This window comes from Corynebacterium bovis DSM 20582 = CIP 54.80 (assembly GCF_030408615.1).
GTDB classification, from domain to species: Bacteria; Actinomycetota; Actinomycetes; order Mycobacteriales; family Mycobacteriaceae; genus Corynebacterium; species Corynebacterium bovis.
In genome coordinates this window covers 1641798-1657426 of the sequence record NZ_CP047187.1, presented here as the reverse complement: position 1 = coordinate 1657426, position 15629 = coordinate 1641798, and the positions used below count along the sequence as shown (strand labels likewise).

Here is a 15629-nt window from a genome sequence, read left to right as displayed (position 1 = left end):
AGAACGACACAGAGAAGAGTCTCATGCAGAACAAGGTGTACTGGTGGTTGAAGCACGTCTTCGTCGGCCCGCTGCTGTGGGCCTACAACCGGCCCTTCTCGGACGGTCTGGACAAGATCCCGGATGAGGGGGCGGCGATGCTCGCCTCCAACCATCTGGCGGTCATGGACTCGTTCTACCTCCCGCTCATGGCGCGCCGTCAGATCACCTTCCTCGCGAAGAAGGAGTACTTCACCACCCCGGGCCTCGTGGGGACGATCCAGCGGTGGTTCTTCTCCGGCGTCGGGCAGGTCCCGATCGACCGGTCGGACAAGTCCTCCCAGGACGCGGCCCTGGACACCGCGCTGCGGGTCCTCGGGCGGGGCGACCTTCAGGGCATGTACCCCGAGGGCACCCGGTCGCCCGACGGGCGGCTCTACCGGGGCAAGACGGGGGCGGCACGCATCGCCCTCGCCGCGAACTGCCCGGTGTACCCCGTGGTGATGATCAACACGGAGTGGGTCAACCCCATCGGCTCGTGGATCCCGCGGCCGTACCGGTGCGGGTGCGTCGTCGGCGACCCCATCCACCCGGACGACTTCCGCGACGCCGGGGACGACTACGCCCAGGCCCGGGCCCTGACGGACGCGATCATGGAGGAGCTCGCCCGCCTCGGCGGCCAGGAGTACCTCCCGGACGTCTACGCCGCGGACGTCAAGGAGTCCCTCAACGCGGGGCGTGGCTACCCGGAGGGGACGGAGCCGGGGTCAGGTGTCCGTCTCGGCGACGGTGCGGCGCGCGTGGGGCGTCTCGGCCGGAAGTTCCTCTGACGTCGGTTCCCCTGTCGCCGGACCCGTTGACTCCGGGGCCCCTGACGCCGGACCCGCCGGGGCCGCCCGTCGCGGGCCGGGGAGGAACGCCCGGGGCGCGGCGACGGCCGCGACGAGCCAGGCGATCCCGACCAGCGGGTACTCCGACCCGAGGATCATGAGGAGGGGCGGCCACGTCCGCTCGACGCCGTCGTCGGACGGCAGGAACACGTGCACCGGGGCGACCGTCGCGACGAGCGCGACGACACACCCCAGCACCACCGGCACCGCACCCCGCCCCGCCACCGCCGCCGCGCCGGTGACGAGCAGCATCGGCACGACCCACACCCAGTGGTGCGACCAGGACACCGGCGAGACCAGGAGCGCCAGCAGCGCGTTCGCCACGACCGCCGCGGTGACCGCCCCCCGGCGCAGCAGCCGCACCATCGCCGCGACGACGAGTACGGCGACGACGAGGGACGCCACGACCCACACGACGGACTGCACGTCGTCCCCGCCGCTGACCGTCCGCGCGACGACTCCCCGCAGCGACTGGTTGGAGGCGTACTCGAGCCTCCCGATCCGCCCGGGGTCGCGCAGCGCCCCGAACCAGTACGCCGTCGAGTCGGCGGGGAGGACCAGCCACACGAGGGCACTGGCCCCCAGCCCCGTGCCCACCGCGACCGCGGCCGCCCGCCACCGCCGGCGCAGGAGGAGGACGAGCACGAACACCGCCGGGGTGAGCTTCACCGCGGCCGCGAGCCCGATGAGCGCGCCCCGCGGCCACGGGGTCCGCGGGAGCAGGAGGTCGACCGCGACGACGGCCATGAGGACGACGTTGACCTGCCCGAAGCCGAACGTCTGGAGCACCGGGTGGAACCACACGAGGACGGGCAGCGCGAGGACGGACACGACGGCGACGTCCCGCCGGGGCAGCGTGGTGCCGGCCTCGCGCGCGAGGGCGTGGACGGTGACGGCGAGGCCCAGGCACGTCACGACGGTCACGGCGAGGGAGGCCACGGCCTGCGGCAGGAGGGCCAGCGGGATGAACACCAGGGCCGCGAGCGGCGGGTAGGTGAAGGGCAGCGTGCCGAACCGCACGGGGACCGGGGTGCCGTAGAGGTCGCCGCCGTCGAGGACGAGCCGCGCCCCTCCCCGGTAGACGTCGAGGTCGAGGAGGTAGACCGGCCCGTCCGGCCGCACCACCACGGTGAGGATGAAGACGACGGTGCTCGCCGCGAGGACGACGGCCCCGGCGATCCTCACCGGCCGGCTGAGGGGGACGCCGGCACGGTGCGCGGGCCCGGGCGTCCGGGGAAGCGGGGCCGGGTCGGGGAGGGCGGGCAGGGGCACGGGACGGGCCTTCCGTACAGGGGCCGGGCACGGGGCGGTCGGGCCGGGTGCCGGGCCGTTTTGACCCGTCCGATGATATACGGCACGCTCGACAGGATGTCGACGACCACGGAGAATTCCTCACGGCCCGTCGGCCGCGGTGTATCCGGCGGGGGGCGTGCCGGGGGAGCGTCGGGCCGGGTCGTCTGGGCGGACGTCGCGAAGGGGATGTCCATCATCGGGGTGTGCCTCATGCACGTCGTGACGGGCTACCCGGACGGGATGGCCACGACGTGGGGGTTCTTCTCCTCCGTCCTCGATCCGGTGCGCATGCCCCTGTTCTTCCTCGTCTCCGGGTTCTTCAGCCACCGCGTCCTGGAGCGGTCGCTCGGCGAGCTGTGGCACCGGCGGCTGTGGTTCCTCCTCGTGCCGTACGTCGTCTTCACCCCCTGGCACGCCCGCCAGGTCCTCCACGGGTTCGGCGCGGAGTCCGTGACGCCGTGGGAGCTGGTCCGGGCGGTCGTGACCGGGGAGCCCGGGCTGTGGTTCCTCCACGCGCTGATCCTCTACACCCTCGCGGCGTGGGCGCTGCGCCGGTTCCCGCCGTGGGCCGCGGTCGCCGTGTCCGTGCTGCCCTTGTTCGTGGCGGCGGCGACGGGGGCCGTCATGCACCCTGCGGTCCGTCAGCTCGTGGTCTACGCCCCGGCCTTCTTCCTCGGTCTCCACCTCCGCCCGGCGCTGCGTCGGTTGGCGGACAGCGCCCACCGCCCGGCGGTCGTCGTCGTGACCCTGGCCCTGTTCGTCGGCTGGGAGATGGTCTACCGGCCGGTCGACCTCTACTTCATCGCCGACGGCTTCACGGAGCGGCGGGCGGCGGTGAGCGTGCTCCTCGCCCTCGTGCGGTCGGTGGCGGCGGTGCCGTTCGGTGTGGTCGTCGCGGTGTGGCTGGGCCGGACGCCGGTGGTCTCCCGGGTGCTCTCGGTGGTGGGCCGGAACACCCTGCCCGTGTACGTCTCCCACCTGGGGGCCCTGATCTGGGTGCGGGGCACGGTCGTGCCGTGGCTCGTCGACCGGGACCCGGGCCGGTGGGGGGTCCTTCTCGACGTCAACCCCTCGATGGTCCTGGGCCTGGTGACGTGCGCCGGGGCGGGGCTGGCCCTGTGGGCGGTGGGGAAGGTCCCGTACCTCCGCTGGGTGCTCTACCCGCCCCCGCTGCCCCGCCGGTCGCGGCCCGCGGGTGCGGCGCCCACGGTCGGGACGGCGGGGGACACGGCCCGACGGGGCGCGCCGGCGGCCGGACGATAGACTCGGCCCGGTGCGGTACTTCTACGACACCGAATTCATCGAGGACGGACGGACCGTCGACCTCGTGTCCATCGGCGTGGTCTGCGAGGACGGCCGGGAGTTCTACGCGGTGTCCACGGAGTTCGACGCGCGGCGGGCGGGACCGTGGGTGCGTCGCCACGTGCTGCCGCACCTGCCTCCCCGGTCGGACCCGGCGTGGATGACGCGCCGGCGGATCCGGGAGGAGCTGTTCCGGTTCCTCCTGCCCGACCACCGGGAGGGCGAGTGGCTCGCGCAGCACGACCGCCCGGAGCTGTGGGCGTGGATCGGGGCCTACGACCACCTGGCGCTCGTCCAGCTGTGGGGGGACATGACGACGCTGCCCCGGGAGCTCCCCCGCTTCACGCACGAGCTCAAGCAGCTGTGGGAGGACGTCGGGCGGCCGACGTTGCCGGAGCAGTCCGGGGCCGTCCACGACGCGCTCGAGGACGCGCGGTTCAACCTCGTCCGGTACCGGTTGTGCGCCGCCCGCCGGTCCCGCTGACCGCCCTCATGGGGGTGACGTCCGTGCTGTCCGTATGATGTGACCATGTCTTGGACAATTGACGCCCCGCTCGATGAACTCCCCGACCTGCCCCCGTTGCCGGATGGTATCCGGGAGCAGCTCGACGACGCCTTCGCCCGGGACGCGAAACAACAGCCGACCTGGGACACCGCCCACGCCGACCGGGTGCGCAAGATCCTCGAGTCCGTCCCGCCGATCGTCGTCGCCCCCGAGGTCCGGCGTCTCAAGGCCCAGCTCGCCGAGGTCGCCCTCGGCCGCGCGTTCCTGCTCCAGGGCGGCGACTGCGCGGAGACCTTCGAGGCCAACACCGAGCCGCACATCCGCGGCAACATCAAGACGCTCCTGCAGATGGCCGTCGTCCTCACCTACGGGGCCTCGACCCCGGTCGTGAAGATGGGCCGGATCGCGGGACAGTACTCGAAGCCCCGGTCGGCGGACCGGGACGCCAACGGCCTGCTCAACTACCGGGGCGACCTCGTCAACGGCATCGAGGCCACCCCGGAGGCGCGGGAGCACGACCCGTCGCGCATGGTGCGCGCGTACGCGAACTCGTCCGCCGCGATGAACCTCGTCCGGGCGCTGACGTCCTCGGGGACCGCGGACCTCCACAAGCTCCACGAGTGGAACCGTGAGTTCGTCGCGAACTCCCCGGCGGGAGCGCGGTACGAGGCCCTCGCCCAGGAGATCTCCCGGGGCCTGGAGTTCATGAGCGCCTGCGGGGTCGACGACACGACGCTCCAGTCGGCGGACATCTACTGCTCCCACGAGGCGCTCGTCCGCGACTACGAGCGGTCGATGCTGCGCCTGGCCGAGGACGAGCACGGCGAGACCGCGCTCTACAACCTCTCGGCGCACCAGGTCTGGATCGGGGAGCGCACGCGTGGCGTCGAGGACTTCCACATCGCGTTCGCCGCGCTCATCGCGAACCCGGTCGGCGTGAAGATCGGGCCGACGACCACGCCCGAGGAGGCCGTCGAGTACGTCCACCGGCTCGACCCGCACAACGAGCCCGGGCGGCTCACCCTCATCTCCCGGATGGGCTACGACACGATCCGGGAGGCCCTGCCCCCGATCGTCGAGGCCGTCGAGGCGACCGGCCACAAGGTCATCTGGCAGTGCGACCCGATGCACGGCAACACGTACACGTCGTCCAACGGGTACAAGACCCGTGACTTCGACCGGATCATCGACGAGGTCCAGGGCTTCTTCGAGGTCCACCGGGCCCTGGGCTCCCACCCGGGCGGGGTGCACATCGAGCTCACCGGTGAGGACGTCACCGAGGTCGTCGGCGGCGCCCAGGACATCACCGACCTCGACCTGCCGGACCGGTACGCGACGGTCGTCGACCCGCGGCTGAACACCCAGCAGGCGCTGGAGCTGGCGTTCCTCGTCGCGGAGATGCTGCGGAACTGATCCCGCGAGGGGGCGGGATTCCGGGACGGGGTCCGCTCAGCGGGGGCTGAGTCCGTGTTCCATGGGGGCTGAGCCCGTGTTCCATGGGGCTCGGCCCGTGTCCCGGGGGTCTCGCCCTGTGTCCCGGGGGGGACGGGCCGCTCAGAGGGTGTGGAGGGTGACGGTGTCGCCCTCCGCCGCCCGGCCGACGGGGCCGGGGGACTGGGTGACGACGAACCCGTTCCGGCGGCCCTCGACGACCACCTGGAGCCCCGCGGCCTCGAGGCGGGACCGGGCGGCGTCCGCGGTGAGCCCGATGACCAGCGGCACGCGCACGGACGACGACCGGGTGAGGGTCACCGTCGCGCCCCCGGCCGGGTCGACGCGGGTGCCCGGGGCGGGGTCCTGCCGGGCGACGTCGCCGGCGTCCTCCGTCGTCTCCGCGGTCGTGCCCCCGTCCTTCGCGGACAGGCCGGCGTCGCTGAGCCGGCGGCGGGCGTCGTCCCCACCGAGACCGGTGACGTCGGGGACCGTCACCGCGTTCGAGAGCTCGAGGGTCACCCGCGAGCCCGAGGGGGCGCTGCCCCCGGCGGCGGGGACGGTCGCGACGGCGTCGCCCCCGTCGACGTCGGCGTCGAAGACCCGGCGGACCTCACCGACCTGCAACCCCGCCGCGGTCAGTGCCGCGCGGGCCGCCGCCTCGTCCCGGCCGCGGACGTCGGGGACCGTGACCGGCCGCGGCCCCTTGCTCACGTGGACGGTCACCGTCGACCCTGTGGGGACGACCGTGCCGGCCGACGGGGAGACCGTCGCGACGACGCCGCGGGGGACGGAGTCGCTGTAGACCTCGTCGGCGACGGTCCACTGCAGGGTGCGGTCGCGGAGCCGGGACTGGTAGGCCGAGAGGGTGTCGCCGGCACCGGGGGTGGGGACGGTCGGGCGGCCGAGCGAGACGAGCACCGCGACCCGACTACCGCGCGGTACCCGTTGCCCGAAAGGGGGGTCGGTGCCGATCACCGCCTGTTCCGGCGCGTCGTTGCCGTACCGTTCCTCCACGGCCGAGGTGAACCCCGCGGCCTCGACCGACGCCCGGGCCTGCGTGGCGTCCATGCCGACCACCTGGGGGATCTCGCCGAACCGCCCCGAGGTCGTCCACCAGGCCCCGACGGCCACGGCGACGACCACGAGGACGAGCAGCACCGTCCACACGACCGTCCCCACGGGGGACCGGTTCGTCAGGGGCCGGCGGGCGCGGGCCGCCGGAGCCGGCGCCGGAGCGGCCGGCGCGGGTGCCCCGGCCCCGACGGGCGACGCCGCGGCGTGGTCGGGGACGGCACCGTCCGGCGGGGGGACCGCCGGGCCGTGGAACCCGGGGGACGGCTGGATCCGCGTCTCCGCGGGCCCGGGGAGGTCGCCGTAGTTCCGGCGGGCGCGCTCCTGGCTGGGCGGCAGCGAGTCGTCGTACACCGGGGCGGGGGCCGGGCCGGGCCGGTGCACCGGGTCGGCCTCCGGCACGCCGCCGACCGTGCGGGTCGCCATCGCGTCGTCGTCCCAGGCGAGCCGGTCGCCGAAGTCCGACCCCTCGAGCGCGCGGCGGACCGCGCTGTCCTCCGGCGCGGGGACGTCGAACTCGGGCAGGTCGAGGGCCGCGACGGTGCGGCGGACCGCGGCGAGGAACTCCCCGCCGTCGGCGAACCGGTCGAGCGGGTCGCGCGCCGTCGCCGTGAGCACGAGGTCGTCGAGCTCGGGCGGGACGCCGTCGATGGCCCCGGACGGGGCGGGGACGTCATGGTCCACGCGCATGACCGCGGTGGCCGTCGGCGTCTCGCCGTGGAACGGGGTGGTGCCGGTGAGCAGCTCGAACAGCAGGACCCCGGCGGAGTAGACGTCCACCTGGGGGCCGGTGCGGTGGCCCTGGACCTGCTCGGGGGCGAGGTACGCGGCGGTGCCGATGACGGGGCCCGTCTGGGTCGGGTTCGCCTGGGCGACCGCCCGGACGAGGCCGAAGTCCGCGAGCTTGACCTGGTGGTCGTCGCGGATGAGGACGTTGTCCGGCTTGATGTCCCGGTGGACCATGCCGTGGTCGTGGGCGAGCGCGAGGGCCGTGAGGACGGGACTCATGACGGCCAGGGCCGCGTGGGGCGGCATCGGACCGCGCTCGCGGAGGAGCTCCCGCAGCGTCCCGCCCGGGACGAGCTCCATGACGAGGAACACGTGGTCGCCGTCGACCCCCTGGTCGAAGACGTTGACGAGGCACGGGTGGTTGAGCTTCGCGACCGCGCGGGCCTCCCGCTCGAACCGGGTGCGGAACGCGGGGTCGTCGACGAGGGACGGGTCCATCACCTTCGCCGCGACCTCGCGGTCGAGGCGGGTGTCGACGCAGTGGTAGACGGTGGACATGCCGCCCCTGGCGATCGTCGCTCCGATCCGGTAGCGGCTCTCCAGCAGGTCGCCCTCGTGAAGTTCCGTCATGGGGTGTGGGTGGGTCCTTCCGGCTCAACGGCGGTGAATGGCCCGATTATACGGGTGTGACGCCTGTGACGCAGGTGCCGTCGCCGCGGGGGCGGCGGCGTCGACACCCCGGGGCGGGATACAGTGGTCCCGTGACTGACACGAGTGAGAAGCAGCAGACCCCCCACGGGACCGACCCGGAGACGACGGCGACGGGCCCGGCGACCGGCACCGGCGGTGTACTCCCCGCCGGCGAGCCCGTGCTCAGCGTCCCCGAGACCGCCGAGCGCCTCGGGGTCGTCGTCACCCGGGTGATGGACATGGTGAACAGCCACCGTCTCATCGCCGTGGAGGTCGACGGCACCCGCCGCATCCCCGCGCGCTTCCTCACCGGTGACCCGGGGTCGGAGGCCACCGGTGCGGAGGTCAACCGGTTCGTGCCCGGGCTCATCGCCCTGCTGTCCGACGGCGGCTACACCGACGCCGAGATCATCGACTACCTCTTCACCGAGGACCCGTCACTGCCCGGGCGCCCCGTCGACGCCCTCCACGGGCACCTCGCCCGCGAGGTCATGCGACGGGCCCAGGCTATGGCGATCAGCTGAGGTCCCGGCCGTGGGGGCCGGGTCCGGGGCGGTCGCGTCGGGGGCGGTCGGGTCCGGTGTGGTCGGGTCCGGTGTGGTCGCGTCCGGGGGCGTGAGGACCCAGGGGTCGGTCCGTTCCTCCGCGTCGAGGGGGGAGTACCCGGTCGTGGCGCGGAGCATCCACCACGTCACCGCCCCGACGAGGACGATCCACCACAGGTCGTAGAGGCGGTTGTTGCCGCCGCCGTCGAACATCATCGACAACACGGCGCACAGCCACCCGACGAGGAACACCCCCCGCCGGTCGCGCATCCACACCTCGACCAGGGCGAGGGGCGCGGCGTAGTACCAGGGCAGGACCACCGCGTTGAGCACGCACGTGACGGCGTACGCGACCGTCGCCCCGGTGAGGGCGGCGCGCGCGTCCCGGCGCCAGATCCACCAGGTGGCGACGAGCAGGACGGCCATGAGGACCGTCGACCAGGGCCGGACCGCGGTGAGGATGCCGTTGAACGTGACGTCGTCGTCGAGGGCCATGAGCGGCCGGCTGAGGATGCCCGCGATGAGCGACGGCAGGGACAGCGGGTTGATGACCTTGGTGTTGCCGGTGATCTCCCGGACCCAGCCCCACGTCTGCCCGCTGAGCAGCGTCACGAGCGCGAGGACGGCGCCGACGGCGGCCGCGCACACGGCGCCGAGGCCGACGACCGCGCCCGCCCGTCGCCGCCACCGGCCGGATCCTCCGGCGGCCCGCGAGCGGGCCGGCCCCACGGTCCGGGCGACGGCGACCCACACGAGGAACGGCAGGGCGATGAGCGCCGTGGCCTTCACCGACACGCCCAGGCCGACGAGCACCGCGCCGAGGACCGCACCCCGGACGGGGGGCAGCCGCAGCGCGGCGAGCAGGCCGGTGACGACGAACGCCATCATCGTCACCTCGTTGTGCATCCCGCCGACGAGGTGGATGAGCGACAACGGGTTGACGACGCCCAGCCACACCGCCACCGACGGGCGTGCCCCGAGGTGCCGGGCGAGGCCCGCGACCCCGACGACGAGCACCGCGAGGCACGCGAGCGAGAAGACCTTGTAGACCAGCACGCCGAGGGTGATGTTCTCGCCGGTCACCGAGGTCACGAGGTCGCCGATGGCGAGGTGGAGTGGGCCGTAGGGGGTCGTCGTGTTCCGCCAGTCGGAGCTCACCTCGAAGAACAGCGGGCCCGGGTTCGCCGCGGCCCCGTGGTCGTACGGGTCGATGCCGAGGCGGGCGAGGGAGCCCTGCATGAGGTAGGAGTACACGTCCCGGGACATGAGCGGCCCCGCGACGAGGAAGGGGGCGGTCCACGCCACGACCGTCGAGCGGCGCAGCGTCGCGCCGTGCCGGAGGATGTGCCCGCCGACGACCGTCCAGGACAGGATGAGCAGCGCGACGCCGATCCACAGCACGACGATGAGGATCCCGGCGAGGTGGCCGAAGGTCAGGCTGCTCAGGCCGAGGGACTGCATGATGCCGCCGCGGTTCCGCGTCGCCCCGACGGCGTGGGAGCACAGCGCGACGACGACCGCGCCGACCAGACCGACGCGGACCGCCCGGTCGTAGCTCATGCGCCGGATCGCCGCGGTGGGGGAGAACCGGGGGGCCGGAGCCGGGGACGCCGGGGACGCGGGGGCGGTCGCGGAGGCGGTGGGGGTGTCGGCGGCCACGGGTCAGGCCGTCCTGGTCGTCAGGGTCTCGGCGAGGGTGACGACGTCACGCGTGACGTCGTCCCCGAAGGGGCCGCCGGTGAGGCGCGTGAGGGCGGAGCCGGTGAGGTCGTGGATGCGGGCGTCGACCTCCGCCGCGGCACCGGAGTCGACGATGACCTGCCGCAACCGGTCGACCCCGGCGTCGTCCGTGACCTCGCCGAGCCCCTCCCGCAGCACGGCCGCGGCGGCCGGGTCCGCGGCGTCCGCCGCCCGCAGGGCCCGGGAGACGAGGTACGTGCGCTTCCCGGAGCGCAGGTCGTCCCCGGACGGCTTGCCCGTGACCCCCGGGTCGCCGAACACCCCGAGCATGTCGTCCTGGAGCTGGAACGCGACGCCGATCTCCCGGCCGACCGCCCGGAGCAGCGCGACCGTGGCCTCCGGCGCGCCGACGAGGGCGGCGCCCAGGTGGAGCGGCCGCTCGACGGTGTACGCGGCGGTCTTGTACAGGTTGACCTTGTCCGGGTCGGCGGGGTCCTCGCTGCGCCGGTTCTCCACGGCGATGTCGAGGATCTGCCCGATGATGACCTCCGAGCGCATCGCCCGCCACGGCTCCCGCGCCCGCGCGAGCGCCGCCGGCCCGACGCCGGACCCGGCGAGCATGTCGTCGGCCCAGGCGAAGGCGAGGTCGCCCGTGAGAATCGCCTGGCTCACCCCGTAGTGCTCCGCGGACCCGTGCCACCCGGCCTCCCGGTGCAGGGCGGCGACCCGCCGGTGCACGGTCGGGCGGCCCCGTCGCGAGTCGGAGCGGTCGATGATGTCGTCGTGGATGAGCGCGCAGGCCTGGATGTACTCCAGGGACGCGCACGCGGTGAGGAGCGGGCCGGCCGCCGGGTGGGCGTCGTCGGCCCCACCCCCGTCGAGGGCGAGGCGGACCCCGGCCCACGCGAACGTCGGACGCACCCGCTTGCCGCCGGAGAGCACGAAGTCCTCGAGGATCCCGAGGGTCGCGTCGACCGACGGGTCGATGCCGCCGTAGGTCGCGCGGCGCGCGGCGAGGTCGTCGGTCAGCCGGGACTTCACGACGCCGGCCGTCGCCGCGAGCGGCAGCGTGACGTCCTCGTCGGGGACCGGGCCGGTGGGGCCCGCGTCGGGCATGTCTGACATGGTCGTCGACCCTCCTTCAGGGGTGCCCCGGGTGGAGCCGGTGTGTCGTCGTGGTGGCGGGTGGGGCGGTGGGCGGGAGCTGCGCGCCGCGGACCTGTCCCACGGGGCCATAGTAGTGGGCGACCGGGCACGGACGGACGGTGGACCCGCGGGGGGTCGACGCTCCCGACGACGGCCCCCGGACCGGCTACGATGGGCTGGCATGTGTCAAGAATCACCTGGAGCGACGACGCACCGCCGGAGCCACCAGATCGCCGTCTCGGACACCCTGACCTTCACGACCCCGGGCAGGGTGCCCTTCTCCGTGGAGTTCATGCCGCCGCGGGACGACGCCGCCGAGACCCGGCTCTGGAACGCCGCCGAGGCGTTCCACGATCTCGGGGCCAGCTTCGTGTCCGTCACCTACGGCGCCGGTGGGTCGAGCCGGCGCCGGACGCTGCGGGTCGCCCGGCAGCTCGCGCGGAAGCCGCTGACGACCCTCGTCCACCTCACGCTCGTCGACCACACCCGCGACGAGCTGCGCGCGATCCTGCGGGACTTCGCCGACCAGGGGCTGACGAACCTCCTCGCCCTGCGCGGGGACCCGCCGGGCGACCCGCTCGGGGACTGGGTCCCGACGGACGGTGGGTTGAACTACGCCAGTGAACTCATCGACCTCGTCCGCTCCGAGCCCGGGTGCGAGGACTTCGACATCGGCGTCGCGTCGTTCCCCGAGGGGCACCACCGGGCGCGGGACCTCGAGGAGGACACCCGCCACACGCTCGCGAAACTCCGGGCCGGGGCGCGGTACTCCATCACCCAGATGTTCTTCGACGTCGACCACTACCTCCGCCTGCGCGACCGGCTCGCCGCGGCGGACCCCGAGCACGGCGCGAAGCCCGTGATCCCCGGGCTCATGCCCATCACCTCGCTCCGGTCCGTCCGGCGGCAGATGGAGCTCGCCGGGGCGGCGCTGCCCGCCGAACTCGAGCGGCGGCTCCTGCGGGCCGCGGCGGGGGACGAGGAGGCCAACCGCCCGGCCGTCCGGGAGGTCGGGATCGAGCTGACGACGACGATGGCCGAGCGGCTCATCGCCGAAGGGGTCCCCGACCTGCACTTCATGACGATGAACCACCCGCGGGCCACCCAGGAGGTCCTCCACAACCTCGGCATGGCGCCGGCGTGGGGTCCGCAGTGGGGGCAGGACGCCGTGCGCTGACCGCGCGGTGGCCCGTGCGACCCGGGCGGTGACCGTGCGCCCGGCACGGGAGGGGGTCAGCGGCGGCGGGTCCGGTCCCGGAGGCGCCGCCCGGCGGGGGTGACGACGCCGAGGACGCCGAACCCCCGGTCGTCGCCGGCGAAGTGGAAGTCCCGCAGGACGTCGGTGAACCCGAGGCGACGGTAGAGGTGCCAGGCCGCGTTCGCCTCGTCGGGGACCTCCGGGGTCGACAGCAGCGCCACCGGGGTGGTCAGCCGCTCGAGGAGCCGGGTGAGCATCACGCGTCCGATCCCCAGCCCCTGGGCCCGGGGGTGCACGTGGACCTCGGAGATCTCGGAGTAGTCGCGGAGCAGTGCGCCGGCGTCGCGCGGGCTGTGTCCGCCCGCGGTGAGCCCCCGGTGGACCTCCCGGTACCACCAGGTCGCCCGGTGGCCGCGGAAGGCGAAGGCGACCCCGACGATCCGCTGGGTGCGGTCCGCCGGGTCCGGGTCGGCGGACTCCGGGTGGGCGACGGCGACCTCGCAGGTGAACTGGTGCTGCCGGGCGTTCGTGAGCCACAGGGACCGGCGTTCGTCGAAGTACGCCGTGGGGTAGTCCATCGCCGCGAGGTGGACGGCGATGAGGTCGTCGACGCGCCGGGTGAAGCCCGCGGAGTCGAGCGGGCACACGGACACGGCGGTGCCGGGAGGGGTCGGGGTCACGCGGTCCATCGTGCCAAACGCCGTGGCCCGGCGGTCCGGAACCCCTGAATTCGAACGGATGTTCGAGTGTGGGCGGTGGGGCGGGAGGGGGTGTCCGGTGGTGGTCGTAACGTCCCGGGTACCGGGGGCTCCCCGGAACGGCAGCTCACGGGCGACGGCACCACGGGTGGCGGGCCGGGCGGCGTGGACCGGCGACCGGCGGACGAGACGGAAGAAGGACGGGGTGACGGACATGACGGCACAGGTACGGGTGATGCGGCGGCGGGGGAAGGTCGGACCGGCGGCCTTCCTCGATGAGGCGGAGCGGCTCCTGGAGGCGTCGCGGACCGCGGCGTCGCGGGACGACGCGGTGGTGTTCGCCTACCGTGCGGCGTGCCGGGCCGCCGGGGCGCTCATCGAGTCCGCCCGCGACGGGCGCCGGCGGATGCCGGCGGGCAGCGCGTGGAGCAGGCTGCGCGCCCTCCTGCCGGAGAAGGAGATGTGGGCGCGGCGGTTCGAGGCGCACGCGCGGTTCACGAACCGGGTGGAGCTGGGGCTGGAGCGCGGGCTCGGGGACGAGGCGGTCGCGGAGGTCTACCGGGACGCGTGTCTGCTGGTCGACGACGCCCGGGGTGAGTGCGGGTACCTGCCGGTGGTGGCGTGACGGCAGGGGGTGGGGGACAGCGGTGTGGGCGTCCCGGTCCCGGGGCGGTGACGTGGGGGTAGGATCGGTCCGGTGGCGCGACGGAGGACGGCGGCCGGAACAATTCGGCCGTCCCGTCCGTTGATGCATTACAGGACGGGGACGCACCAGGGTCCCCGCGGAATCCACGACACCGTGGGGAGGTTGGCAGTGGCACTGTCTGAGCAGGAACGTCGCATGCTCGAGGAGATCGAGAATGCGCTGATCGCCGAGGACCCGCGGTTCGGGACGCAGGCCCGTGCGACAGGGGGCGGCGGATTTCACCTGACCGTCCGGGTGGCGGCGGTCATGTTGCTGGGGCTGCTCGCGTTGATCGGGGGAGTGATCCTCGCGCAGAACAACCTCGCGTTCGTCATCCTCAGCGCCGTCGGCTTCCTCGTCATGTTCGGCGGCGGGCTCATGGGCTTCCGTGCGACGTCGGGGGTTGGGGGTACGGCGCCCACCGGGCGTCGGGCGCGCCGGGCCCGTGCTGCGGCGGCGTCGGGGAGCCGGCCGGCCGGCCGGACCGGCGGGCTGTCCGACCGGATGGAGGAGAGCTTCCGCCGCCGCTTCCAGTGATCCGCTGAGGCGACGGGACGACAGGCCCCGGGGTTCACACCCCGGGGCCTGTCGCTGTGTCGGGGGTGTTCGGGGGCGGGGTGTCCGGGACGGGGGAGAGTCGGCCGGGCCGGGTGCCCGGGACGGGGGAGAGTCGGCCGGGGCGGGGTGTCCGGGACGGGGGAGAGTCGGCCGGGGCGGGGTGCCGGTCGGTGGGGCCGGGGTGTCCGGGGACGGCGGGGGTCGACCGTGCTGCGCCGGCCGTTCCCCGCCGTCCCCGCATCCCCCACTTTCCCCCACGGCCCGGTCGCGGAGGCTCCTCGGGCGGCGGTAGCGGCGGGTCCGCGCAGGAACCGTGGCCGGTCTCGGCGTGTGCTGTGAGGGTGCGGCGACCCGGGCCGGGGTGTCGTCAGGGCGGTCACCCCACTCCGTGTCGCCGGGAGTTCGTTGGTCACCGGCTGTTGCGTGCGTCGGGAACGAGACGGCACGCCGAAAGCTGTCGCTTTTGTGGGGGAGAGTGGGGTATTGTGGGGCGCACTGGAGTGCAGGTGGCGGATCGCCAGCGTCACCGCACCCGGAACCGGACTGACAGACCATCCCCGCGGCACCAGCACGGGGCACAACCACAGAGAAGAACCACCACGGCCGGAGCCCCCTCCGGCGCGGGACACGGACCGACGGGGAAGGAGCCGCAGGCGTGTTCTTCGGCACCTTCACCCCGAAGCTCGACGACAAGGGCCGGCTGACGCTGCCCGCGAAGTTCCGTGACGAGCTCTCCGACGGCCTCATGGTCGTCAAGGGACAGGACCACAGCCTCGCGGTGTACCCGCGGGACGAGTTCCTGGTCAGGGCGCGGAACGCGGCGGCGGCGTCGCGGACGAACCCGCGGGCGCGGGCCTTCGTCCGGAACCTCGCGGCCAGCGCGGACGAGCAGACGCCGGACAGCCAGGGCCGGATCACACTGTCCCCGGGGCACCGTGACTACGCGGGACTGCGCAAGGAGTGCGTCGTCACGGGGTCGGTGGACTTCCTCGAGATCTGGGACGCGGACGCCTGGGAGCGGTACCGCACGGAGCACGAGGAGGACTTCTCCGAGGGTGACGACGACGTGCTGAGCGCCTTCCTGTGAGGGGTGTGAGGGGTGTGTGCAGGCCCTCACCTGCGCGGACGACCCGGTTTGATGTACTTCCCCGACATCAAACCGGCCCCGCGCAGGTGAGGCCCTGTCCACACTCCCGGACCCCGGGGCCCGACCGGCCCCGGCGGAC

The 15629-nt window shown here is 73.9% G+C and carries 14 protein-coding genes; 9 read left to right on the top strand and 5 right to left on the bottom strand.

Features of this window, described 5'->3' with window-relative positions:
* The first annotated feature begins 23 nt into the window (after positions 1-23).
* Positions 24-809, top strand: coding sequence for a lysophospholipid acyltransferase family protein (locus CBOVI_RS06710; RefSeq protein ID WP_050798189.1), 786 nt, complete (start codon positions 24-26; stop codon positions 807-809).
* On the opposite strand, the gene CBOVI_RS06705 is transcribed toward CBOVI_RS06710, so the two are convergent.
* Positions 747-2141: a glycosyltransferase 87 family protein gene (locus tag CBOVI_RS06705; protein ID WP_010265636.1), complete on the bottom strand. Its 1395-nt coding sequence runs from the start codon at positions 2139-2141 to the stop codon at positions 747-749. The two genes, CBOVI_RS06710 and CBOVI_RS06705, sit on opposite strands and share 63 nt — an antisense overlap.
* 96 nt (positions 2142-2237) lie before the next feature.
* Between CBOVI_RS06705 and CBOVI_RS06700 the strand changes: the two genes are divergently transcribed.
* Genes CBOVI_RS06700 through CBOVI_RS06690 form a run of 3 tightly spaced genes read left to right on the top strand, consistent with a single transcriptional unit; the run spans position 2238 to position 5382 of the window.
* Complete coding sequence (locus tag CBOVI_RS06700; RefSeq protein WP_157998189.1) at positions 2238-3425, top strand: acyltransferase family protein; 1188 nt, start codon at positions 2238-2240, stop codon at positions 3423-3425.
* 10 nt (positions 3426-3435) lie between these two features.
* Positions 3436-3948 (top strand): polyadenylate-specific 3'-exoribonuclease AS, encoded by a 513-nt coding sequence (locus CBOVI_RS06695; protein WP_010265642.1) that lies wholly within the window; start codon positions 3436-3438, stop codon positions 3946-3948.
* Positions 3949-3993: 45 nt separating this feature from the next.
* Positions 3994-5382 (top strand): class II 3-deoxy-7-phosphoheptulonate synthase, encoded by a 1389-nt coding sequence (locus CBOVI_RS06690; RefSeq protein ID WP_010265655.1) that lies wholly within the window; start codon positions 3994-3996, stop codon positions 5380-5382.
* A gap of 141 nt (positions 5383-5523) precedes the next feature.
* Here the strand turns inward: CBOVI_RS06690 and CBOVI_RS06685 are convergent, their stop codons facing one another.
* Positions 5524-7833 carry a PASTA domain-containing protein gene (locus CBOVI_RS06685; RefSeq protein ID WP_183273617.1) on the bottom strand — a complete coding sequence of 770 codons (2310 nt, stop codon included), beginning with the start codon at positions 7831-7833 and terminating at the stop codon, positions 5524-5526.
* 131 nt (positions 7834-7964) lie between these two features.
* Between CBOVI_RS06685 and CBOVI_RS06680 the strand changes: the two genes are divergently transcribed.
* Positions 7965-8417, top strand: a complete 453-nt coding sequence (locus CBOVI_RS06680; RefSeq protein WP_010266847.1) for an Rv2175c family DNA-binding protein — start codon at positions 7965-7967, stop codon at positions 8415-8417.
* On the opposite strand, the gene CBOVI_RS06675 is transcribed toward CBOVI_RS06680, so the two are convergent.
* Together CBOVI_RS06675 and CBOVI_RS06670 are read right to left on the bottom strand one after the other, a co-directional pair.
* A complete protein-coding gene (locus CBOVI_RS06675) occupies positions 8331-10097 on the bottom strand; it encodes an alpha-(1->6)-mannopyranosyltransferase A (protein WP_232625904.1) in 1767 nt (588 codons plus the stop codon). The two genes, CBOVI_RS06680 and CBOVI_RS06675, sit on opposite strands and share 87 nt — an antisense overlap.
* Positions 10098-10100: 3 nt before the next feature.
* A complete protein-coding gene (locus CBOVI_RS06670) occupies positions 10101-11243 on the bottom strand; it encodes a polyprenyl synthetase family protein (RefSeq protein WP_010267054.1) in 1143 nt (380 codons plus the stop codon).
* Positions 11244-11445: 202 nt separating this feature from the next.
* On the opposite strand from CBOVI_RS06670, the gene metF reads away from it, so the two are divergent.
* Positions 11446-12441 carry a methylenetetrahydrofolate reductase [NAD(P)H] gene (metF, locus tag CBOVI_RS06665; protein ID WP_043360953.1) on the top strand — a complete coding sequence of 332 codons (996 nt, stop codon included), beginning with the start codon at positions 11446-11448 and terminating at the stop codon, positions 12439-12441.
* Between the two features lie 56 nt (positions 12442-12497).
* On the opposite strand, the gene CBOVI_RS06660 is transcribed toward metF, so the two are convergent.
* Positions 12498-13151: a GNAT family N-acetyltransferase gene (locus CBOVI_RS06660; protein ID WP_050798210.1), complete on the bottom strand. Its 654-nt coding sequence runs from the start codon at positions 13149-13151 to the stop codon at positions 12498-12500.
* Between the two features lie 223 nt (positions 13152-13374).
* Here CBOVI_RS06660 and CBOVI_RS06655 point away from each other — a divergent pair, with 223 nt between their 5' ends.
* The 3 genes from CBOVI_RS06655 to mraZ all read left to right on the top strand — a co-directional run bounded on the left by CBOVI_RS06655 (position 13375) and on the right by mraZ (position 15490).
* Entirely contained in the window at positions 13375-13785 is a 411-nt protein-coding gene (locus CBOVI_RS06655; RefSeq protein ID WP_029157784.1) for an SAV_6107 family HEPN domain-containing protein, read from the top strand.
* Positions 13786-13974: 189 nt separating this feature from the next.
* Positions 13975-14382, top strand: a complete 408-nt coding sequence (locus CBOVI_RS06650; protein ID WP_029157785.1) for a DUF3040 domain-containing protein — start codon at positions 13975-13977, stop codon at positions 14380-14382.
* A gap of 676 nt (positions 14383-15058) precedes the next feature.
* Positions 15059-15490 (top strand): division/cell wall cluster transcriptional repressor MraZ, encoded by a 432-nt coding sequence (gene mraZ, locus CBOVI_RS06645; RefSeq protein WP_010267061.1) that lies wholly within the window; start codon positions 15059-15061, stop codon positions 15488-15490.
* The last annotated feature ends 139 nt before the right edge of the window (positions 15491-15629 follow it).

What these genes read in the sequence shown, in the direction of transcription:
- CBOVI_RS06710 (WP_050798189.1), top strand. Translation starts at nt 24, where the DNA reads ATGCAGAACAAGGTGTACTGGTGGTTGAAGCACGTCTTCGTCGGCCCG.
- CBOVI_RS06690 (WP_010265655.1), top strand. Translation starts at nt 3,994, where the DNA reads ATGTCTTGGACAATTGACGCCCCGCTCGATGAACTCCCCGACCTGCCC.
- metF (WP_043360953.1), top strand. Translation starts at nt 11,446, where the DNA reads ATGTGTCAAGAATCACCTGGAGCGACGACGCACCGCCGGAGCCACCAG.
- CBOVI_RS06700 (WP_157998189.1), top strand. Translation starts at nt 2,238, where the DNA reads ATGTCGACGACCACGGAGAATTCCTCACGGCCCGTCGGCCGCGGTGTA.
- CBOVI_RS06685 (WP_183273617.1), bottom strand. Translation starts at nt 7,833, where the DNA reads ATGACGGAACTTCACGAGGGCGACCTGCTGGAGAGCCGCTACCGGATC.
- CBOVI_RS06670 (WP_010267054.1), bottom strand. Translation starts at nt 11,243, where the DNA reads ATGTCAGACATGCCCGACGCGGGCCCCACCGGCCCGGTCCCCGACGAG.
- CBOVI_RS06655 (WP_029157784.1), top strand. Translation starts at nt 13,375, where the DNA reads ATGACGGCACAGGTACGGGTGATGCGGCGGCGGGGGAAGGTCGGACCG.
- CBOVI_RS06660 (WP_050798210.1), bottom strand. Translation starts at nt 13,151, where the DNA reads ATGGACCGCGTGACCCCGACCCCTCCCGGCACCGCCGTGTCCGTGTGC.